The sequence below is a fragment of the Nocardia vinacea genome, assembly GCF_035920345.1.
Taxonomy (GTDB): domain Bacteria; phylum Actinomycetota; class Actinomycetes; order Mycobacteriales; family Mycobacteriaceae; genus Nocardia; species Nocardia vinacea_A.
Genome location: NZ_CP109149.1, coordinates 4,348,789 through 4,367,416 on the forward strand (window position 1 = coordinate 4,348,789; position 18,628 = coordinate 4,367,416).

Annotated in this window: 15 protein-coding genes; 7 read left to right on the top strand and 8 right to left on the bottom strand. The window is 64.4% G+C overall.

Annotated features, from left to right (window positions below; all coding sequences use genetic code 11):
- Positions 1–527: 527 nt before the first annotated feature.
- Positions 528–1,232 carry a PIG-L deacetylase family protein gene (locus OIE68_RS20105; RefSeq protein WP_327100907.1) on the bottom strand — a complete coding sequence of 235 codons (705 nt, stop codon included), beginning with the start codon at positions 1,230–1,232 and terminating at the stop codon, positions 528–530.
- A 172-nt stretch (positions 1,233–1,404) separates the two neighbouring features.
- Positions 1,405–1,575, bottom strand: a complete 171-nt coding sequence (locus OIE68_RS20110; protein ID WP_040692895.1) for a hypothetical protein — start codon at positions 1,573–1,575, stop codon at positions 1,405–1,407.
- 270 nt (positions 1,576–1,845) lie between these two features.
- On the opposite strand from OIE68_RS20110, the gene OIE68_RS20115 reads away from it, so the two are divergent.
- From OIE68_RS20115 to OIE68_RS20135, 5 genes are all read left to right on the top strand, one after another.
- On the top strand, positions 1,846–2,961 hold the full coding sequence (locus OIE68_RS20115; protein WP_327100908.1) for a hypothetical protein: 1,116 nt from the start codon (positions 1,846–1,848) through the stop codon (positions 2,959–2,961).
- A gap of 616 nt (positions 2,962–3,577) precedes the next feature.
- On the top strand, positions 3,578–5,065 hold the full coding sequence (locus OIE68_RS20120; protein ID WP_327100909.1) for an NAD(P)/FAD-dependent oxidoreductase: 1,488 nt from the start codon (positions 3,578–3,580) through the stop codon (positions 5,063–5,065).
- 40 nt (positions 5,066–5,105) lie between these two features.
- Positions 5,106–6,821: a 3-deoxy-7-phosphoheptulonate synthase gene (locus OIE68_RS20125; protein WP_327100910.1), complete on the top strand. Its 1,716-nt coding sequence runs from the start codon at positions 5,106–5,108 to the stop codon at positions 6,819–6,821.
- 36 nt (positions 6,822–6,857) lie between these two features.
- Entirely contained in the window at positions 6,858–8,093 is a 1,236-nt protein-coding gene (locus OIE68_RS20130; RefSeq protein WP_327100911.1) for a cation:proton antiporter, read from the top strand.
- A 232-nt stretch (positions 8,094–8,325) separates the two neighbouring features.
- Positions 8,326–9,618: a cytochrome P450 gene (locus OIE68_RS20135; RefSeq protein WP_327100912.1), complete on the top strand. Its 1,293-nt coding sequence runs from the start codon at positions 8,326–8,328 to the stop codon at positions 9,616–9,618.
- A gap of 72 nt (positions 9,619–9,690) precedes the next feature.
- On the opposite strand, the gene OIE68_RS20140 is transcribed toward OIE68_RS20135, so the two are convergent.
- The 5 genes from OIE68_RS20140 to OIE68_RS20160 all read right to left on the bottom strand — a co-directional run bounded on the left by OIE68_RS20140 (position 9,691) and on the right by OIE68_RS20160 (position 15,719).
- A complete protein-coding gene (locus OIE68_RS20140; RefSeq protein ID WP_419150719.1) occupies positions 9,691–10,965 on the bottom strand; it encodes a cytochrome P450 in 1,275 nt (424 codons plus the stop codon).
- Positions 10,966–11,308: 343 nt separating this feature from the next.
- Positions 11,309–12,178: a hypothetical protein gene (locus OIE68_RS20145; RefSeq protein ID WP_327100913.1), complete on the bottom strand. Its 870-nt coding sequence runs from the start codon at positions 12,176–12,178 to the stop codon at positions 11,309–11,311.
- A gap of 93 nt (positions 12,179–12,271) precedes the next feature.
- Positions 12,272–13,033 carry a DUF4239 domain-containing protein gene (locus tag OIE68_RS20150; protein WP_327100914.1) on the bottom strand — a complete coding sequence of 254 codons (762 nt, stop codon included), beginning with the start codon at positions 13,031–13,033 and terminating at the stop codon, positions 12,272–12,274.
- Between the two features lie 173 nt (positions 13,034–13,206).
- Positions 13,207–14,313: a lactonase family protein gene (locus tag OIE68_RS20155; RefSeq protein WP_327100915.1), complete on the bottom strand. Its 1,107-nt coding sequence runs from the start codon at positions 14,311–14,313 to the stop codon at positions 13,207–13,209.
- Between the two features lie 20 nt (positions 14,314–14,333).
- Positions 14,334–15,719, bottom strand: a complete 1,386-nt coding sequence (locus tag OIE68_RS20160; protein WP_327100916.1) for an MFS transporter — start codon at positions 15,717–15,719, stop codon at positions 14,334–14,336.
- 262 nt (positions 15,720–15,981) lie between these two features.
- Between OIE68_RS20160 and kdgD the strand changes: the two genes are divergently transcribed.
- Both kdgD and OIE68_RS20170 read left to right on the top strand, forming a co-directional pair.
- Positions 15,982–16,896: a 5-dehydro-4-deoxyglucarate dehydratase gene (gene kdgD / locus OIE68_RS20165; protein ID WP_327100917.1), complete on the top strand. Its 915-nt coding sequence runs from the start codon at positions 15,982–15,984 to the stop codon at positions 16,894–16,896.
- Between the two features lie 18 nt (positions 16,897–16,914).
- Positions 16,915–18,048, top strand: a complete 1,134-nt coding sequence (locus OIE68_RS20170; RefSeq protein ID WP_327100918.1) for an L-talarate/galactarate dehydratase — start codon at positions 16,915–16,917, stop codon at positions 18,046–18,048.
- Between the two features lie 110 nt (positions 18,049–18,158).
- On the opposite strand, the gene OIE68_RS20175 is transcribed toward OIE68_RS20170, so the two are convergent.
- The gene (locus tag OIE68_RS20175; protein WP_327100919.1) at positions 18,159–18,602 is read right to left on the bottom strand and encodes an SRPBCC domain-containing protein; all 444 of its coding nucleotides are present in this window, start codon (positions 18,600–18,602) and stop codon (positions 18,159–18,161) included.
- Positions 18,603–18,628: the final 26 nt, after the last annotated feature.

The following is an 18,628-nucleotide window of genomic DNA, read 5'->3' on the forward strand; positions in this document are numbered from 1 at the left end:
GCCATTTCCGGTACTACACCTCTCACCTATTGCGCGCCTAAAGACCGCAACCGCATAATGGAACGCACGTACTTCACTAACTGACTGCCATAACGCCGCGAGCCAAGCGTTCGAGTTTACAAGGGCGAACTTGTCACATATCCCCAAGAGCGGGAATCTGTTACGACATTCGCTCCAGGAGACGCGATCGGCCTCACAACGCGGCCTGTAACAGCCTAGGTGAAGGTCCGCCACGACGTTCCCACGCGCGGGCGCCACCCCCGAATCAGTACGCTCTCGCTATCACAGCAATGACCCACGCCCTATCGGGTCCCCGCGTCCGAATCGGAGTCTCCGCAGTTGATCAGTACCCGCTGACAACTGCATTCGCACCATCAGTGCAGATAACCAGCCGATCACCGGCTACGCAATTCGTCGGATAGTTCGACCTGCGACCGGGCTGGTCACCATCAGTAAACGTGATTTCCGCGACATTCTCGAGGAAGCGGCTTCGACGCCGGAAGTCGACGTGACTGCTGTCACAGCGATCAGCCGAAGTAGTAGAGCTCGAAGCCGACAGCGCGCGCCGCGGGGAATCCCGGCTTCGGGGCGGTCGCCATGTCGATCACCGCGCGCACCTGATCCGCCACCGGCTCGGGGCTGAGCACCTCGAGATAGCGGCGATGCTCGGCCAGCGAGGCGGCGGCCTGCTCGATGGTGTCGGTGACGTCGACGACGTGGGTGGCGTTCGGGCCGACCACCGCGGCCAGCCGGGGCGACCACGGCGGTTCGGTGAGATCCGGAAAAATCCACTCGTTGCCCGCATCGGATATGGCATCGAGGGCGGCGCGGCCGACCGCGCGATGGTCGGCGCTGTTGGCATAGCCGGGAGCCCAGGTGTCGCCGAAATTGAACAGCACCACGAATTCCGGACGATGACGACGAATCACGGCGGCAAGGTCACGGCGCAGCGCAAGGGTTTCTTCGACGCGACCGTCCGGATAGCCGAGGAATTCCACCTCGTGCACCCCGACCACCTTGGCGGCGGCGATCTCCTCGGCCTCCCGCAGCGGTCCGGCCTCCGCCGGCGGCATGCCCGCGATCCCGGCCTCGCCGGAGGTCACCAGCACGTAGCGAATGTCCTTGCCCTGGCCCGTCCAACGCGCCACCGCGGCGGCCGCACCGTATTCGATATCGTCCGGATGCGCCACGACGACGAGGCCGCGCTGCCAATCCTCGGGAACCTGCTCCACATGGGTCATTCAAGCAGACGTCCCGAACGCGGGTAGGCCGCGCGCTGCCCGCGGCGGACGGCGCACGGCCACCTCTCGAAACCGCGGCGCCCGAAGTCCCGGCGGACCTGCGGGCCTGCGGACCTGCGGGCCTGCGGGCCTGCGGGCCTGCGGGCCTGCGGGCCTGCGGGCGCTACAGCTTGCTCACGGAGTTGTCCGAGCCCGCGACCGCCTTGTACAGCAGGTACAGCCCGAAGACGACCGCGCTGATCACCAGAATCGGGAACAGCCCCTTGATCAACGCACCGATGATGGCGAGCGCGATCCAGACGACCGCTACGACACCGATGATTTTCCACAACATGCCAGCCTCCAGAAGGTCTCGGGCGAACCGTCATCCGACGATCCGACTCCTCCATGCTGGCAGCCGGATAGCGATAAATCACCAGCTCAGCACCGATATCGGGGTGAAGATCAGGGTTAACCCTGACCTCTGCCCAGCATCCCGACAGCCCGTCCGATTTCCGAATTCGCCAAGTGCGGCAACGGAAACCGTCGAAGTTGTCGGCTCCGCGCACCTGCGCCACTATTGGCTGTCCGCTCGCATGTATTCCGAACCTCAAGGGGGCCACCCATGACCAGGTACGCACATTATGTCGGCAGTCTTCCGGCGGACCTGATGACGGGCGATCGCGCTGTCCTGCAATGGTTTGCCGACCGCACCGCGGGCCGGCCGGTCACCGCGCTACCCTGCGATCTGGACCCCGACTGGATCATGGACTATCTGCGGACACGCAAGCAGCATTCCGATGTCTTCGAGATCGTCCAGGACGGCGGATACGCCGACTACAGCGACTTCCCCAGCTATGGACTCCGATCCGGTCGCAAGCTCGAACCGCGGCACGTGTCTATGGACCGGGTCGAGCGCATCGGTGAAGTGGTGGCGGCGTTCGAGTCATTACAGCGCGAACAGCCGCAGCTGGCCGAGACGAAAGTCCAGATAAGCCTGCCGAATCCACTGGATCTGGCCATGTTCGTATTCGCGGGCGCGGCTGTGTCCGGCGGGCTGCCGGTTGGAAAGGCATTGCGGCACTTCGATCTTGCGGTCGCCGCATTGCGCCAGTTGCCGGTGTTCACCGAAGCGGTGGTACAGGAGGTATCGGAGGTGGTCGCTCGGCACGGCGACCGTGTCGTCTGGCAGTTGGAGTCGCCTTTCGCTCTGTTGAGCATGGTCAAGGCGACACAACTGGGTTCGCGATGGGCGCTGGCCCCGCTAGTGGCGCGCCAGCTCGCCGGCGTCCTCGGGCAGCTGCACGAGATCGGCGCGGACACCATTGTGCACCTGTGCTATGGCGACTATCAGCACAAGAGCCTGCTGTCCCCGCGCAGTCTGGCTCCCGCCGTGACACTGCTCAATCGCACTGCGCGACTGCTGGATCGACAAGGAGCGCCACTGCCCCCGGTGCATGTTCCGTGCGCGTACGGCGCCGAGCCCGCACCACTGGAACCTCGCTTCTACGCTCCCCTGCGATCACTCGCCCCCGAATGGCGAGTGATCGCAGGTGTGGTTTCCACGGATTCCGTCGAGAACAGCAACCGCGCGCGTGCGCTTTTCGAGGAGGCGTTGGGTCGCAATGCCTTCGGTGTCGCCACTGCGTGCGGACTCGGACGATGCACCCCCGAGGTCGCCCGCCACACCGCCGAAGCCACGGTCGCGGTGGCAGGGGCCGTCGAGCAGACACCCGAATAGGCGTCGTGATCAGGCAACGCGGGTGCACTTGACAGTTCGCACCCGCGTTGCTGGCGTCTGACTTGGGGAAAGCACTTCCGCCACAGCGGAATCCGCGTATTGATCGCCGCGCAGCGGTCGCCAACCGCAGAAGTCAACTTTGCGAACGCCTCGCGCGGACCCGGTTCGGGCTTTACTCTGAATTTGCCGGAAGAGCGGGGTGATGCCAAACGACACCGAACGACCTCGCCTGTCACGCCCAGGCGATTCCCACCGATCGCGGCGCACGATCTCGACGAAAAGTGCTGCTCTGAGAAGCATGCACGGACTCGCGCGGCCGCAGCCGACACCAACCCGGGCGTGTTTTGTCGGGGCGGTTCGGTATGCAGGTCCGAATCGGAGGTTTTGGCAACCCTTCAGACACCGGTTACTACCAATTGCCTGCGATCACCAAATCGACTCCGGCGGTTGATGATTCGATAGTTGCCGCTACAATCTGACGAGGGCGTCGTCACGTGTGGCTAACTGATGGCGATGCTCGGTCCGGGTTGATCCACCACCGTGGGACCGGAGTTGGTTCGGTTACCGATGTGGACGTACCGTCCGCGTCGGTGTCCGCTGTTCCAAGGAGTGTGCAATGGCGAACGATCCGCATGTCCTCGTTGTCGGTGGCGGCCCAGCTGGGTCGACAACCGCAGCTCTGCTGGCTCGAGCAGGAATCCGCGTGACGCTTCTGGAACGAGATACGTTCCCGCGGTATCACATTGGCGAGTCGATGCTCGCATCCTGCCTGTCGACCCTGCGTCTTTCCGGCGCGTTCGACAAGGTCGCGGCGCATGGATTCCAGATCAAACGGGGTGGTTATTTCCAGTGGCAGGACGATAACTGGCTGCTGGACTGGTCCCAACTCGTGGACGCAGAAGCCTGGTCCTACCAGGTCGAGCGAGACGCATTCGACGACATTCTACTGCGCAACGCTGCCGAACAAGGCGCACAGGTGATCGAGAACGCCAATGTCGAGAACGTGATTTTCGATGGTGACCGCCCGGTAGCCGTCGAATGGACCGGACCCGGCGACACCGGTAGTCGGACCACCGAATTCGATTTCCTCGTCGACGCCTCGGGACGATACGGCCTGCTGGCCAAGCGGCGCTTCAACATGCGTCGGCAGCATCCCGCGTTCCGCAATGTCGCGGTGTGGTCGTACTGGGAGGGCGCGCGCCTGCACCCGGACAGCCCAGAAGGCGCGATCAATGTCGTGTCCACGCCCGAGGGTGGCTGGTTCTGGCATATCCCCCTGTCCAACGGCCGATTCAGCGTCGGCTATGTGGTTTCCGCGCGCAAGGCGGGCGAGCGACTACGCGAGCAGGGTCGAGACGCCTACTACCACAACACGATTCGTGACAGCAAGGCCATGAGCGCATTGCTCGAAGGCGCGAAGCAGGTCGCCGAGGTCAAGGCCGAGCAGGATTATTCCTATGTGTCGGATCGGTTCTGCGGTCCGGGCTACGCCCTCGTCGGTGACTCGGCGGCCTTCCTCGATCCGCTGCTGTCCACCGGCGTGCATCTGGCAACCTACGGCGGGCTGGTCGCCGCGGCCGCGATCGCGACCACCCTGCGTGGCGAAATGAGCGAGACCGACGCGATGGCCTTCTACGAGCACACTGCCCGACGGGCCTACTCACGGTTCCTCGTGTTGGTCTCCCGCATGTACGAGCAGTACATCGGTTCCGACGAATACTTCTCGCACGCGGACAAACTCACCGAGACGCACGAAGGCGACACCCCAGAAGTGTCGTTCACCCGAATCATGGCCGGGCTCACCGATGTGGACGAAACCTCGGGAGACCAAGAGCGCACCCCGACCGACACCATCGCCTCCGCGCTCACCGAGACCGAAAAACTGCACTCGGACTCAGCCAACCTCGAATACATGGGTCATCTGGACATGTCGGTCGTCTGGGACCACTGGCGTGACCCGTTGGCAGACACCGTGCTGAACGATGTGCGGATTACTACCGAACCGGTACTCGGCCTGACCACGCGGCCCCGCGACGCCGCCGAAATCGAGGCCATAGCGCGTCCAGTGCTACCCCCGAAGGCGGCCGACGTCCCCGTACTCTAGTTCCGGCCTTCGTGAAAACCACAGCGCGAAGCCGGTCACTATGACGATCACGCGCTCCGATCCCGAACCACCGGGCGATTCCTCGGTCGGTGGTTCGGGCCCCCGGACAGCCACACAACAGATCGCGCGCTTCGGCCATCCGATCACCCGCCGGCTGCTGGCCAGCGACGGCTTCACCCAGCCGAGACTCGAGGCCATCCTCGGCACGGATCTCCAGGTGCGGGTGCTGCGCCAAGACGAACTCGCGGCCGAGCAGCTACCCGCCACCGTCTCCGACGCATTGCGGTTGGCCGGTCCCGACCGCGTCATCGTCCGTCGATCATGTCTGATCAATGCCGATATGGTGACCGCATCGATGAACTATGTCGTCGCCGTGAGCGGCCCTGCGGCCGCGGCAGGCACCGACGATCTGCATGTGCCGATCGGACGCGGCTTGATTTCCCGTGGTGTATCCCAGCGGCGACATGTGCTTCGGGCGGGCGTCACGAGATGGCCCGATGGTCGCCTCTGCGCGGCCAAGGCGTACGTCATCATGCTCGGCGATCATCAGCCGCTGTGCTATATCCGCGAGATATTCAATCCCAGCGTCGTGCCACCTGAACATGCCCCCATCTCGAATGAGGATCTGAGCTGGGCCGATGAGCCGGATTACACCCGTTCGCAAACGCCTGCACGCCGAGGTGGCTGCGATACCGAGCCGGCGCGCACCAGCAAACCGTGTTCGCGAGCGCTGCCCGCACTGGTCCATCCGCGCGAATCCGACTCGCTCACCACCGATTTGGCGGCGGCAGCGCGCGGACAGGCATTCGTTGTCCATCTCGGCGCGCGCACCTCCACTGCCCTCGATGTCGCGACACTGCCCGCCCGCCGTGTGCTGGCTATCGGTGCCGCCGCCGTGCTGAAGCACGGACTGGACACGCCGATCGTGACCATCGGCCAACTGCGATATGACGGCGAATCATGCTGGACACCAGCCAATTCCGGCGCTGCCGCGCGAGATCGTCTGCCGGAGGGATACCGCAGGGCCGCGGCGCTGCTCGAAAGCTGGCGCGTCTCGAACCCCCCTATAGCGCTCTGCACGGACATGCTCCGCAGCGCTGCGGACCACTACCCGGCGTCGGTGGCACGCGATCTGCTGGTCGAGGTCGCCGCAATGCTCCCCATCGCGGCAAGCGCACCGGCGGCCTCCCGTGAGCTGTACAGTTCCATTGCGCCCCTGCATATCTCGCGCGCGGCGAAGCCCTGCGATTCGAATGCGACCAGACGTCGGCTGAAGCGGCCGGAGTGGGACCGTTCGACCCAACTGCTGTGGATCGGCAATCGAAACCACGAATTCACCCACCAGCACCTGTCTTTCGCCGCCCGCGTTCGCAACCCACTTGCAGTAACCCTCGGCCCCACCGCAACGCCGGACGACGTCGAGTTCCTGTGCCGATACCTGAATCCCGAGCGTCGGCCCGGTCGGCTCACGCTCGTTCCCGCACTGTCGGGCACCCGGACCGCCGACGCACTTCCCGCGTTGTTCGAGGCCGCCGCCCGGTTTGCTACCCCGGTGGGCTGGGTGTGCGATCCGATGCACGCCGACGATCCCGCCACCGCGATCCACACCTTCGTCAGCGCCTGCCGGACCACGGGCACCGCGCCGGGCGGCCTGCACCTCGACTGCGAACCCCGAAGTCGCCTGGACACCAGACTCGATACCGGACGGGCGCTGCACTGTGTCATCACCACACTGAGCGCGATGTGGGCAAGCTGATCGGCCGCAGCCCGTCGAATCGCGAGGGAGAAGTAAGTGCAAAGTAGTCAAATCGTCGTGGTCCTAATGGATCTCGCCCTCATCATGGCAGCAGCTCGGATCTTGGGGTGGCTGGCCGAACGCGTCGGCCAGCCCGCGGTGATCGGTGAGATCACCGCAGGAATACTCGCGGGCCCGACCGTGTTGGGGCCACATCTGTCGGACATGTTGTTTCCGCACGAGATCCGCTCGTATCTGACCCTGCTCGCCAATGTGGGCGTCGCCGTATTCATGTTCGTCGCCGGGCTGGAACTCGACCGCGGCGTATTCGCGGGCAGCCGACGGTCGATCCCGGCAGTATCGGTCGCCGCCTACGCCGTCCCGTTCCTCCTGGGCTGTGGCATCGCCGCGACCGCGCTGGCGCGCCACCGAACCGGCGACCTACCGAGCTTCACGCTATTCATCGGCTGCGCACTGGCGGTGACCGCATTTCCGGTGTTGGCCCGGATCCTGCACGATCGCGGACTGACACGCACCGGAATCGGTCAGCTCAGCCTCGCCTGTGCGGCGCTGGTCGACATCTTCGCCTGGACAGCGCTGGCAGTCGTGCTGGCCGTCGCCCACCCCGGAACGGGCAGCCAATGGCGACTGGCGCTCCTGGTGCCTGTTGTAGCTGTGACGTGGTGGATCGTGCGTCCGGCATTGGCGCGGCTGGCCACGGCCGGCACCGAGCAGACGATGATCGTCGTCGGTGTCGGCGGCGCGCTGCTGCTCGGCGCGATTACCGAATGGATCGGACTGCATTTGATCTTCGGTGCATTCGCCTTCGGTGTGGTGTTCCCGCGAGCGCGACGCGAGGCGGTCGAATCCGGCGCCCGGATTCTGAGCTTGGTGCTGCTGCCCGGATTCTTCGTCGTGGCGGGGCTCGCGGTCGATCTCGGGTCGATCGACCGGGCCGCGATCGGCGAGTTGGTGGTGATCATGGTGGTGGCCGTCGCTGGGAAGCTCGGAAGCGTCTATGTGGCCGGGCGGCTGACCGGTCTGCCGTCGCGATCGGCGGCCGCCTTGGCGGCCTTGCTGAACACCCGCGGATTGACAGAACTCGTCATACTCAACGTCGGTCTAAGCGCGGGACTCATTGGTCCACAACTGTATTCAGTGCTGGTGGTGATGGCTTTGGTGACAACGGCGATGACGGCACCGATGCTGAAGCTGATCGGTTTCTACCAAGCGCCACGAGCCGATCCGGCTACCCCGGTCAACCGCTTACCCATCGGCAGTCCGGTCGAATAGTCGTCCACGACACGCTCGGACCAACCGGGTAGCAACCAGGTTCCCCGGGCATCGCCGTCTGCCCGTTGCTATGTTGCTAGCGTGGGCGAGTCGCCAGGTTCCGGAAAGGTCCTAGGAAGGGTGTGTCGTTTCGAAGGCTCGACGACGCACCGCTGACCTTGGTCGAGGAATCTGCCCGCGCTCATTGATTCAGTCTTTGTCGAATTCTGTTCCACCGTTTGGAGTAACGTCTTTGACCACACCGCACACCCCCACGTCCGATCCGCATACCGGCACGACCGGAGTTTGCCCCGTGCAGCACGGATCATCGAGCACTACCGGTGAGCGGATTCCGCTGTACACACCGGAGTTCGTCGCCGATCCGCACCACGCCTATGAAGAGATGCGGCGTAAGTACGGCACGCTGGTTCCGATCGAGTTGGCCCCCGGAGTGCCGGCCACACTCGTGATCGGCTACGCGACCGCAGTACGAATCCTCAACGACCCCACCCACTTTCCCGCCGACCCCCGCACCTGGCAGAAGACCGTCCCCGAGGACTGCCCGGTGCGGCCGATGATGGCCTGGCTCCCAGCCGCGCGCAACAACGACGGACCTACCCACGCCCGCTATCGGGATGCCTCCGTCGTGAGCATCGACGGAATCGATGTGCACGGACTGCCTTCGACCATCGAGCAGATCGCCATCCCACTGATCAACACCTTCTGCAAGGCCGGAAACGCCAATCTGGTTACCCAGTACGCATTTCCGCTCGTCCTCGGAGTCCTGAACCAAATGGTCGGCTGCCCACCCGACATCGGGCAGCGCGTCGCCAGCGGCATGGCGGCACGCTTCGACACGGTCCGTAGCGCCCAGGGCATGGCAATGCTCAAAGAGGCACTACTGGAGCTGATCCAGCTCAAACGCGACCATCCCGGCGACGACGTCACCTCACGGCTGGCACACCACCCGGCCGCCATGGACGACATAGAAATCTTCGCCCAGTTGATGAGCTTCTACGGCGCCGGATTCGAAGCACAGCGCAACCTGATCACCAACGCGCTGCTACTGATGATCACCGACGACCGGTTCAAGTGCGCGGACGTCCTCGGACGAAACCTGTCGACGATCACCGCGATCGACGAAGTTCTCTTCAACGACCCGCCCATGGCGAACTTCTGCACGACCTACCCGCGCCAGCCGATCATGGTCGACGATATCTGGTTGCCCGCGGACCAACCGGTCGTCATCAGCCTCACCGGCTGCAATAACGATCCACAGATCCGCGGCGGCGGCGACGACGCCGACGGACGACGTCTCGGCAATCGCTCACACCTGGCGTGGAGTGCCGGTCCGCACGCTTGCCCGGCCAAAGGCGTTGCGTACCTCACTGTTCAGTACGCCATCGATCAGCTCTTCGACGCACTGCCCGACATCCAGCTCGGGGTGCACCCGGATCAGCTGATCTGGCGGCCGGGTCCCTTCCACCGTGCGATGGCGGCATTCCCGGTCGTTTTCACACCGTCCGCACCGATGAAACTCATGTAGGTGTCGGCGACCGTAGCGAGGGCCGAGATCGTCGATGGTGCGGCGATCTCGGCCCTCGGCTCGGCAGGGTTCTCAGGGAGGCGGGAACTCCGGGAACGGAGCGGACTTCGGGAAGACGACCGGCAGCGCGGTCAACGCGCGGTGGAACGGCCCGGTACGCCAACCGAGTTCGGCGGCCGGACCGGCCAACTCGATCTCGGGCAGGGCATCGAGCAGTTGGTCGATCGCGTCCTGAGCGATCAGGTAGGCGGCGTCCTGTGCCGGGCACATGTGTGGTCCGGCGCTGAAGGCCAGGTGTGAACGATTGCCATCGCGCTCGACGCCGTCGACGGCATTGACGGTGGGATCGCTGTTGCACGCGGCCATGCTGACGACGACCGGCTGGTGCGCGGGCAGCCACACACCATTGAGCAGGATCGGTTGCCGGGGATAGGAAATGCAGTAGTTCGCCAACGGCGGGTCGGTGAACAGCACTTCGTCCAATGCATCCCGGGTCGACAGGCTACCGCTGTGCATGCCCGCGGCGAATCGATCGTCGGTCAACATCAGCCGCAACGCGTTGCCGATGAGGTGGACCAGCGGCTCGACCCCGATCGCGTAGTGCGTCACCAACTGCTGGATCACCTCCTCATCGGTCAGACCGCTCGGGTGACGCATCAATCGAGTCGTGATGTCGTCACCGGGCTCCTCCCGCTTGCGTTCGGTGTGCAGCCGCAGCGCCTCGTGCAGCATGCGGTCGCCCGCACCGACCTCGGCCCCGGCATCGAACATGGCGTCCAACGCCGCCGCGACCCGCGCGCCGATATCGGCGTCGACTCCCAGCATGGCGTTCACCGCGGTGAATACCAGCGGAAAAACGTAGCGTTGCAACACATCAGCGTGTCCTTCGGCACAAAACGTATTGATCAGCGGGATCGCGATCTGCTCGATTACCGCGTGCATGCCGAGCAGATCGACGTCATTGATCGCCGCGCTGGTGGACTCGCGATAGCGTTTGTGTTCCTGCCCATCGGTGCGCAGGGCATTCTCCCGCCGCTTCATCATGCCGAGTACCGGGCACTCGGCCGGAATGTTTCGCTCCCACGTCCGGGGATCTGCCGGGAAGTGGTCCGGATCGGTCAGGATGCGGACCGCGGTGTAGTAGCCGATCACCAAAGTGGCCGGTACGCCCGGGGCGAGATCCACCGGCACCAGTGAACCGAACTTCTTGCGCATCTGCCCGTAGGCCCGGTGTGGATCGGCGGCGAATTCCGGGGTGTACATCACGATGCGCGGCCCGGCCCCGAAGCCCGGTGAGCCGCCGACCGACGACCGTGATTCCGGTGGGTGATGCGTATGCGTTGTCACAGATGAACTCCGAACTTTTGAAAACTAAAGAACCTTGACAATCGAGCGGACCCAGCACTGACCTCAGTTACGTCACAGCGGCGAGCTTCGGCAGGTTGATGACAACGAACTGCAAACAAACTGCTCACACGACTTCAGTCGCGCCGATCTGCCCCACGTAGGCAGCACGTGTGGTGCGGGTCACGAGCTTCCTGCCGGTGCTCATGATCCAAATCCGTTGCCCCAGACCAGTTCTTGAGTGTCCGCCGCTATGATAGCCACCGCCCATGAGACGCGCAGCCCCAACTCCCGTTCGAGCAAGCATTCGCCCGGGTTCAGCAGATCAGGGATGCCCCTGCGGGCGTCATTCGGCTCGTCTGTTGCGACCTACAGCAATCTTGCGGACCACCGTCAGGACGGTGATCACCATGACCGTCACCAGCTCCAGCAGGTTCCAGGCGATCGGATCCTCCGGGGTAGATTCGGCCGCCACGGCTGGTGGTCGGTGCGGGGTGGTGCGGATCGGTGTTTCCGGGGCGATCGCGAGTGCCGGTGCGGCTGGGGGGAATTCCGGTGGGGCGATCAGCGCTGCCGGTGCGGGTATCGCCGGCACGGGAGGCGGGCCGAGTTGGAGGGGGATGCCGGGCGCGGCCGGTTCGGGGACCGGGAGTAGGAGCAGACAGGTCAGCAGTGCGCTGCCGGTCATCGCGCTGCCGACGACGACGCTGCCGAGGCCGGATCCGCTCGATCCGACCGAACCGGTGCCGATCAAACCGGAGCCGGTTATGCCGCTGCCGGTTATGCCGCTGCCGCTCGCAAGTCCGAGCAGTATTGTCGCGCTGCCGATTACGGCGCTGCCGGTGCAGGCGGTTTGGACGCTGCCCGGGTCGAGGCCAAGGGATTCGCCCGCTCCGGCCGTCGCATCCGCGTGCCCGCCGACGGCTGGGTCATCGGCGCCGTTGTCGATGCCGCCTGTGCCGGTCGCCGCGCCGTCCCGGTTCGCATTGCCCGACATCGCCGTCCCCAGGGACGCACTTCCGGTCGTGACACCCCTGGGTTCGAGATCCAAGACGCCGCCGTAGGAGCTGCTCCCGGAATTCGCAGCCGCACTTCCGGTCCCAGTTGCGTCGACAGCAGCACTCCCGGTGGCGATATCACCGATGACCGGCCACTCGGGGCCCGTCGAATCCGCGGCCGCAGGCCCACCCGCGAACAACGGCACCACCGTCGCCACCGCCAATCCAAGTGCGGCCCTTCGTCTTTGTACAACAAACGCCATGTTGCCGATATCCCATCCGTCGCAGCTCCGCAGGTCTCGGGCAGCCCGTCAGGTGATGTGCGCGTAGCGGGACATCGCGTATTCGAAGGCATCCTTCGGGACACTGTTTCCGCCGGAGAACGGCCGGTCGAGGTTGTAGATCGCCAGCACCGTCGAGCCGACGACGATACCGAGCAGCGCGGTCATCATCACACTGCGTTTGGTGACCTCCACACCCGAGAGCACCGCGGTGCACAGCAGCAGGATGGTGCCGAACCACAGCGCCGCATAAAGGAATACGGGCATCTGGTAACTCGCGTCCATGGCCCGGTCCTGGCGCGCCTCGGCGGCCGTGTCAAGGCTGGCCATGGCACTGGTGCGCAGGTCCGCGACGTCCGGATCCGTCGTGTTCACCGACGCGACGGCATCGCGCAAGCTGTCGAACGTGTCCTGGGTGGGCTGACTCAACCGCCGGTCCGCCTGCATGACCGGCCACTCTCGCGTGAGCACCTGATCGGTGTAATCCCGCACCAAATCCTGGATCTGGCGATGCTCGGGATCCGGCATGGAATGCGCGGTCGAATAGGTCTCCACCAGCGCCTTCGCCTCGGCAATGGTGTGATTGTGCGCGTTGTCGTACTCCTGCCAGCAGATCACCACCACGAAGGCGACCACCGCCAGGAAGAGCGTGTTGATCAGTTCGAGTACGAGGGAACCGGCCGCTTCCTCGTCGGTCGACACCCAAGACTCGGGTCGCAGCCGATCTCCGATCACGAAGATGGCCACAGCGATAATCGCCGCTAGGACGGGCACGATGAATATCAACAGCATGTAGCGACGCACCTCCTGGAACCCACCAACCAGATCGCCACCGCATGACGCGGCTCGCCGAGGTCGAACTCAGCAGCGTCGATCAACTGTTATTCGGAGCCGAGGCCCGGATGGATGGCGTCCCAACACATTCCGCGTGTCGCAGCCGGAATATCCGTGGAAAGTGGTGCCACTCAGGGCATATCTATGATCTCGACCCAGTTGGGATCACGACCGAGATCGAGATGCTCGCCCGGGGTCAGCGCGCCGGTGTCTGGATTGATCGTGTAGCGGGTGATCGCATTGGACTTCTCGCCAGCGGCGATCAAGTAACGTCCGCGCGGATCGATGCCGAACCCGCGCGGTTGTGCCTCGGTCGGCGTGGATCCGATCGGCGTCAATGCACCGGTGGCATCGGCCACCCGGAAGCCCGCGATCGTGCTCGACGTTCGCTCGGCGACATAGAGATAGCGTCCGTCCGGCGTGATGTGCAGATCCGAAGTGGCCGGTGCGCCGCCCGCGAAATCGGGTGGCAGCACCGAGTCGGAGTGCTGCAGGGTGAGTGTGCCGCGGTCGGGATCGAAGCGGTAGGTGGTGACCGTTCCGTCCAGTTCGTTGCTGGCGTAGACGTAGCGCCCGTTCCGATGGAAGAGCAGGTGCCGTGGGCCCGCGCCCGATTCGGTTGCGACGGATGCCGGTTCGTTCGGCGTCAGTCGTCCGGTGGCCTCGTCGAAGCGGAACTGCAGGACGACATCACCACCGAGGACGGCCGCGAACACGTACCGATTGGACGGATCGGTGACGATCGAATGGGCGTGCGGCGGTGTCGCGATCACCTGGACCGGCTCCGGCGAAACCCGACCCGATGGATCTATCGCATTGACGGAGATCTTGTCCCCGGTATAGGAGGCGCCGAACAGGTAGCGCCCGGTGCGGTCCGTCGACAGGTAGGCCATATTGTCCGGGAGTGCGACGGCGGGGTTCGGCTGCAATTTTCCTGTCGCCGAGTCGATTCCGAACGCAGCCACCGAATACGGCGCCGATCGCAGTGCGGCGTACAGAATGCGGTGGTCGCGGCTGGTCGTCAGCGGCATTACCTTGCCCGATACGGCAACCGTGTCCACCGGGGTAATCGCCCCGGTGGCATTGTCGAGCCGGAGCACCGAAATCTCGGCGCTGTCGGCATTCGATACATAGACGATCGTCGTGGGCGCGGCCGGATGGTCCGGGGTGCAACCCGCGAGGGCTGCCGCCAACAGGATTCCGGTACTGCAGAATGCTCGGCGATATCTGATGGTCATGGGGCACTTTCGATTTCGGATCAGGCGTCGAATTCGATACGTCGGATGGTGCCCATACCGATTAGGGCGACCACGGCGAGCAGCCCGTGTGCAGATACGAACCACAGCGCGGTATCGAACGAGCCGGTCGAGGAAACCAGATAGCCGATGACGATCGGGGTGACAATGCCCGCGATATTGCCGAAAGCATTCATGGTGGAGCTCACGAAGCTGACGGCTTGCGTCGGTGCGATATCCGTGGTGATCGCCCAGCCGAGGGAACCGACGCCCTTGCCGAAGAAGGCCACGATCAAGATCGCCACGATCACGGTGGTGCTATCGCTGAAGTTGGACAGTGCGATGAGGGTGGCAAGCAACATGCCCACGGCCGCCGGGATTTTGCGCGCCGCCGTCAGTGACCGCCCGCGACGTAACAGGGCATCGGACAGGATGCCGCCCACCAGGCCACCGATGAAGGCCGCCAGCGCGGGCAGTGCGGCGACGAATCCCACATGCACCAGTGACAGGCCGCGGCCCTTGTTCAGATAGATCGGGAACCAGGTGATGAAGAAGTAGGTCAGTGCGTTGACCGCGTACTGGAAGACATAGACGCCCCACAGCGGCCGGGTGGAGAAGACGCGCACGAGCATGCGCCGATCGAGTCGCGTGCGTCGAGTTGCGTTCTCGCCCTTGGTCGTATCGAGATCGACCAGCGCACCACCGGAAACGATCGTATCGAGTTCGGCTGGGGTGACGCGGCGGTGTGCACGCGGCGGATACAGCCAGCGCCACCAGAACACGGCCAAGCCGAAGCCGAGCACACCGAGCAGCACGAATACCCAGCGCCAGCCGAATTGATCCGTGATCCAGGCCATTACCGGGGCGAACATTACGGTCGCGAAATACTGTGCCGAATTGAAAACCGCTGTCGCCCGGCCACGTTCGGCGGTCGGGAACCACATGGTCGACACCCGCGCATTACCGGGGAAGGCCGGTGATTCGAATACGCCGAGCAACAATCGCAGCCCGAATACGATCGACAAGGCGACCAGCACCGGCGTGGTGATCAGGCCGACCAGGCTGGTCGCCGCGGTGACCAGCGTCCACAATGCCAGGCTCGCCGCATAGACCCGCCGTGCGCCGAATCTGTCGAGCAGCATCCCGCCGGGCAATTGCGCGACGACATAGGCCCAGCTGAATGCCGAGAAGATGTAGCCGAGTTGGACGGTGGAAAACCCGAGATCTGCCCGGACCGCACTGCCCGTGATAGACAGGCTGCTGCGGTCGGCGTAATTCACGGCGGTGATGATGAACAAGAGCCCGAGCACCAGATAGCGCGTGGGAATGCGACGACCGCGCCGCTGTTCGGTGGGTGCCACCACGGCGCGGGCGCCGACGGCGGCGGGCATAGTCTCACGTTTCAACATCACTGTCCTCCTGTGACCGGCCGGTGTGCGCCGGATCACCCTGCAATGGGTGTGAAAGGAGGCTAAAGGTCGAAAGCGATACCCGTCGAACACCAATTCGGTATTGAGCGATACCCAAACGAGCGGGTGCCGGTTGGAGAGAGCATAGTCGGGTCCGATGCCATTCGAGTATCAGTTGATTTCAAAACAGTGTTGGACCGGCATCAGGTGCCGGACCTAATCTCCAGAGAAATCAGCAATTTCCGTCGCCAGGAGGATATTCGTGTCGCAGCTATCCGCCGAGGAATTGGGACCCGCGCTAGGGCGCGGATTGCTCTCGTTCCCGGTCACCCATTTCGACGCCGAACTGAACTTCGACGAGCGGGCCTATCGGGATCACATCGGTTGGCTGTCCCGATACGAGGTCGCGGGCCTGTTCGCGGCCGGTGGCACGGGCGAAGGCTTCGCCCTGACCAGCGCGGAGATCGATCGCGTGGTGCGCGCCGCGGTGGCCGAAACCGCCGGACGGGTCCCGGTGATCGCTCCCGCGACCGCGAGCACCAGGGTGGCGGTGGAGCAGGCGCGCGCGGCCGAGGCGGCGGGTGCGGACGGAATCCTGCTGCTGCCGCCGTATCTCGTGGAGGCGTCGCCGGACGGGCTGGTCGAACATGTGGCCCAGGTGTGTGCGGCGACCTCGCTCGGGGTGATCTTCTACAGCCGAGCCAATGCCGCCTGCGATGACGTGACGGTGGCCGAGATGGCCGAGCGCAGCCCGAACCTCATCGGGTTCAAGGACGGCGTCGGCAATATCGAGTCGATGACGCGGATCTACGCCCGGATGGGCGACCGACTGACCTACATCGGCGGCCTGCCCACCGCGGAAACATTCGCACTCCCCTACACCGAAATGGGTGTGACCACCTACTCCTCGGCGATCTTCAATTTCGCACCCGAATTCGCGCTCGATTTCTATCGTGCGGTCCGCGCCCGCGATCGCGCGACCGTCTACACGCACCTGCGCGATTTCGTCATCCCCTACCTCGACATCCGCGACCGCCGCCCCGGCTACGCGGTATCGATCATCAAGGCCGGGCTCACCGCGGTCGGCAGACCATCCAGCCGGGTGCGCCCGCCGCTCACCGACCTCACCGAGGCCGAACTCGCCGAGCTGACGACCCTTGTGAAGACGATCGCCTGACCCCGAAGGACCCCAGCCATGGATTCACCCATCCTCGACCGGATCACCAACGTCAAGATCTCCTCGGTCACCGTGCCCCTGCCCACCGGAATCAGCGACGCCAAGGTGCTGACCGGTCGACAGAAACCCATGACCGAAGTCGCGGTGCTCTTCGCCGAGATCACCACCGACGCCGGGCTCGAAGGCATCGGCATCAGCTACTCGAAGCGCGCGGGCGGGCCGGGCCAGTTCGCACATGCCCGCGAGATAGCGCCCGTGCTGCTCGGTGAGGATCCCAGCGATATCGCCAAGATCTGGGACAAGCTCATGTGGGCGGGCGCCTCGGTCGGTCGCAGCGGGCTGTCGGTGCAGGCGATCGCCGCTTTCGATGTCGCTCTGTGGGATCTCAAGGCCAAACGTGCCGGGTTGCCGCTGGCGAAACTGCTGGGTGCACACCGTGATTCGGTGCGCTGCTACAACACCTCCGGTGGATTCCTGCACGCACCCATCGAAGAAGTCCTCGACCGCGCCACGGCGTCGTTGGAACACGGCATCGGCGGCATCAAAATCAAGGTCGGACACCCCGACCACACGGTAGATCTCGCGAGGCTCACCGCAGTGCGCGAGAAGCTCGGGGACCGAGTGCCGTTGATGGTCGATGCCAACCAGCAGTGGGACCGTCCCACCGCTCGCCGCATGTGCCGGGCTTTCGAGCCGTTCGGGTTGGTGTGGATCGAAGAACCCCTCGACGCCTACGACTTCGACGGCCATGCCCAACTCAGTGCCACCTTCGACACCGCCATCGCCACCGGCGAAATGCTCACCAGCGTCGCCGAACACACCCAACTCATCGCTGCCCACGGTGCGGACATCGTGCAGCCCGACGCACCACGTGTCGGCGGCATCACCCAATTCCTGAAGGTGATGGCCCTCGCCGACAGCCAAAACCTACAACTGGCACCGCATTTCGCGATGGAAATCCACATCCACCTCGCCGCCGCCTACCCCCGGGAGCCCTGGGTCGAACACTTCGAATGGTTCGACCCCCTCTTCAACGAACGCCTCGACATCGCCGACGGCCGCATGCACCTGTCATCCCGCCCCGGCCTCGGCGTAACCATCAGCGACCAAGCCCGCGCCTGGACCACCGCCGAACACACCATCCAATCCTGACCCCACTGGGCTGGTCAGATGATCACCATGCGTTGTGGGTGGCAGCGGTCGAGACCTGACCCGTCAGCGCATGGTGATCGCCTGTCCGATTCGCAGGAAGGCCTACTGCGTCAGTTCCAGTTGTCGATCTTGACGTCGTGCGGATCCGGCGCGCCTTTTCCGGTCTCCACCAACGACTTCAGGCTCAGCAGGAATACCGCCCACTTGGTGCTGCAGTGGTGCATGAATTCCACCGGCTCCTTCCAGCCTTCATGCTTGAAGAGCACGACGGTGTATTCGTCGGCCCGGTCGAGGTTCCAGTCCACGTGAGTGCCGACCCATTCTTCGGGTCCTTCGACGACCTCCCAGCGCACGCGCTTGCCCGGGTCGAGCTCGAGGACCTTCATATCGAATCCACCGGCAACAAAACGGAATTGGAGCACGCCGCCGACGTCATTGCCTTTGCCCTGGGTGTCGGTCGCCCACCAGCCGGCCAGCCCCTCGGTGGTGGTCAAGGCGGTGTAGACCTCGGCCGCCGACGACTTGATTGCGACTCGGTGCAGGATATCTACCATTTTCGAATCCTCTTTCCAGTGTTGGT

Coding starts and splice junctions, on each gene's coding strand:
- OIE68_RS20120 (WP_327100909.1), top strand. CDS start 3,578: ATGGCGAACGATCCGCATGTCCTCGTTGTCGGTGGCGGCCCAGCTGGG.
- OIE68_RS20170 (WP_327100918.1), top strand. CDS start 16,915: ATGGATTCACCCATCCTCGACCGGATCACCAACGTCAAGATCTCCTCG.
- OIE68_RS20110 (WP_040692895.1), bottom strand. CDS start 1,575: ATGTTGTGGAAAATCATCGGTGTCGTAGCGGTCGTCTGGATCGCGCTC.
- OIE68_RS20175 (WP_327100919.1), bottom strand. CDS start 18,602: ATGGTAGATATCCTGCACCGAGTCGCAATCAAGTCGTCGGCGGCCGAG.
- OIE68_RS20125 (WP_327100910.1), top strand. CDS start 5,106: ATGACGATCACGCGCTCCGATCCCGAACCACCGGGCGATTCCTCGGTC.
- OIE68_RS20150 (WP_327100914.1), bottom strand. CDS start 13,033: ATGCTGTTGATATTCATCGTGCCCGTCCTAGCGGCGATTATCGCTGTG.
- OIE68_RS20155 (WP_327100915.1), bottom strand. CDS start 14,313: ATGACCATCAGATATCGCCGAGCATTCTGCAGTACCGGAATCCTGTTG.
- OIE68_RS20160 (WP_327100916.1), bottom strand. CDS start 15,719: ATGTTGAAACGTGAGACTATGCCCGCCGCCGTCGGCGCCCGCGCCGTG.
- OIE68_RS20115 (WP_327100908.1), top strand. CDS start 1,846: ATGACCAGGTACGCACATTATGTCGGCAGTCTTCCGGCGGACCTGATG.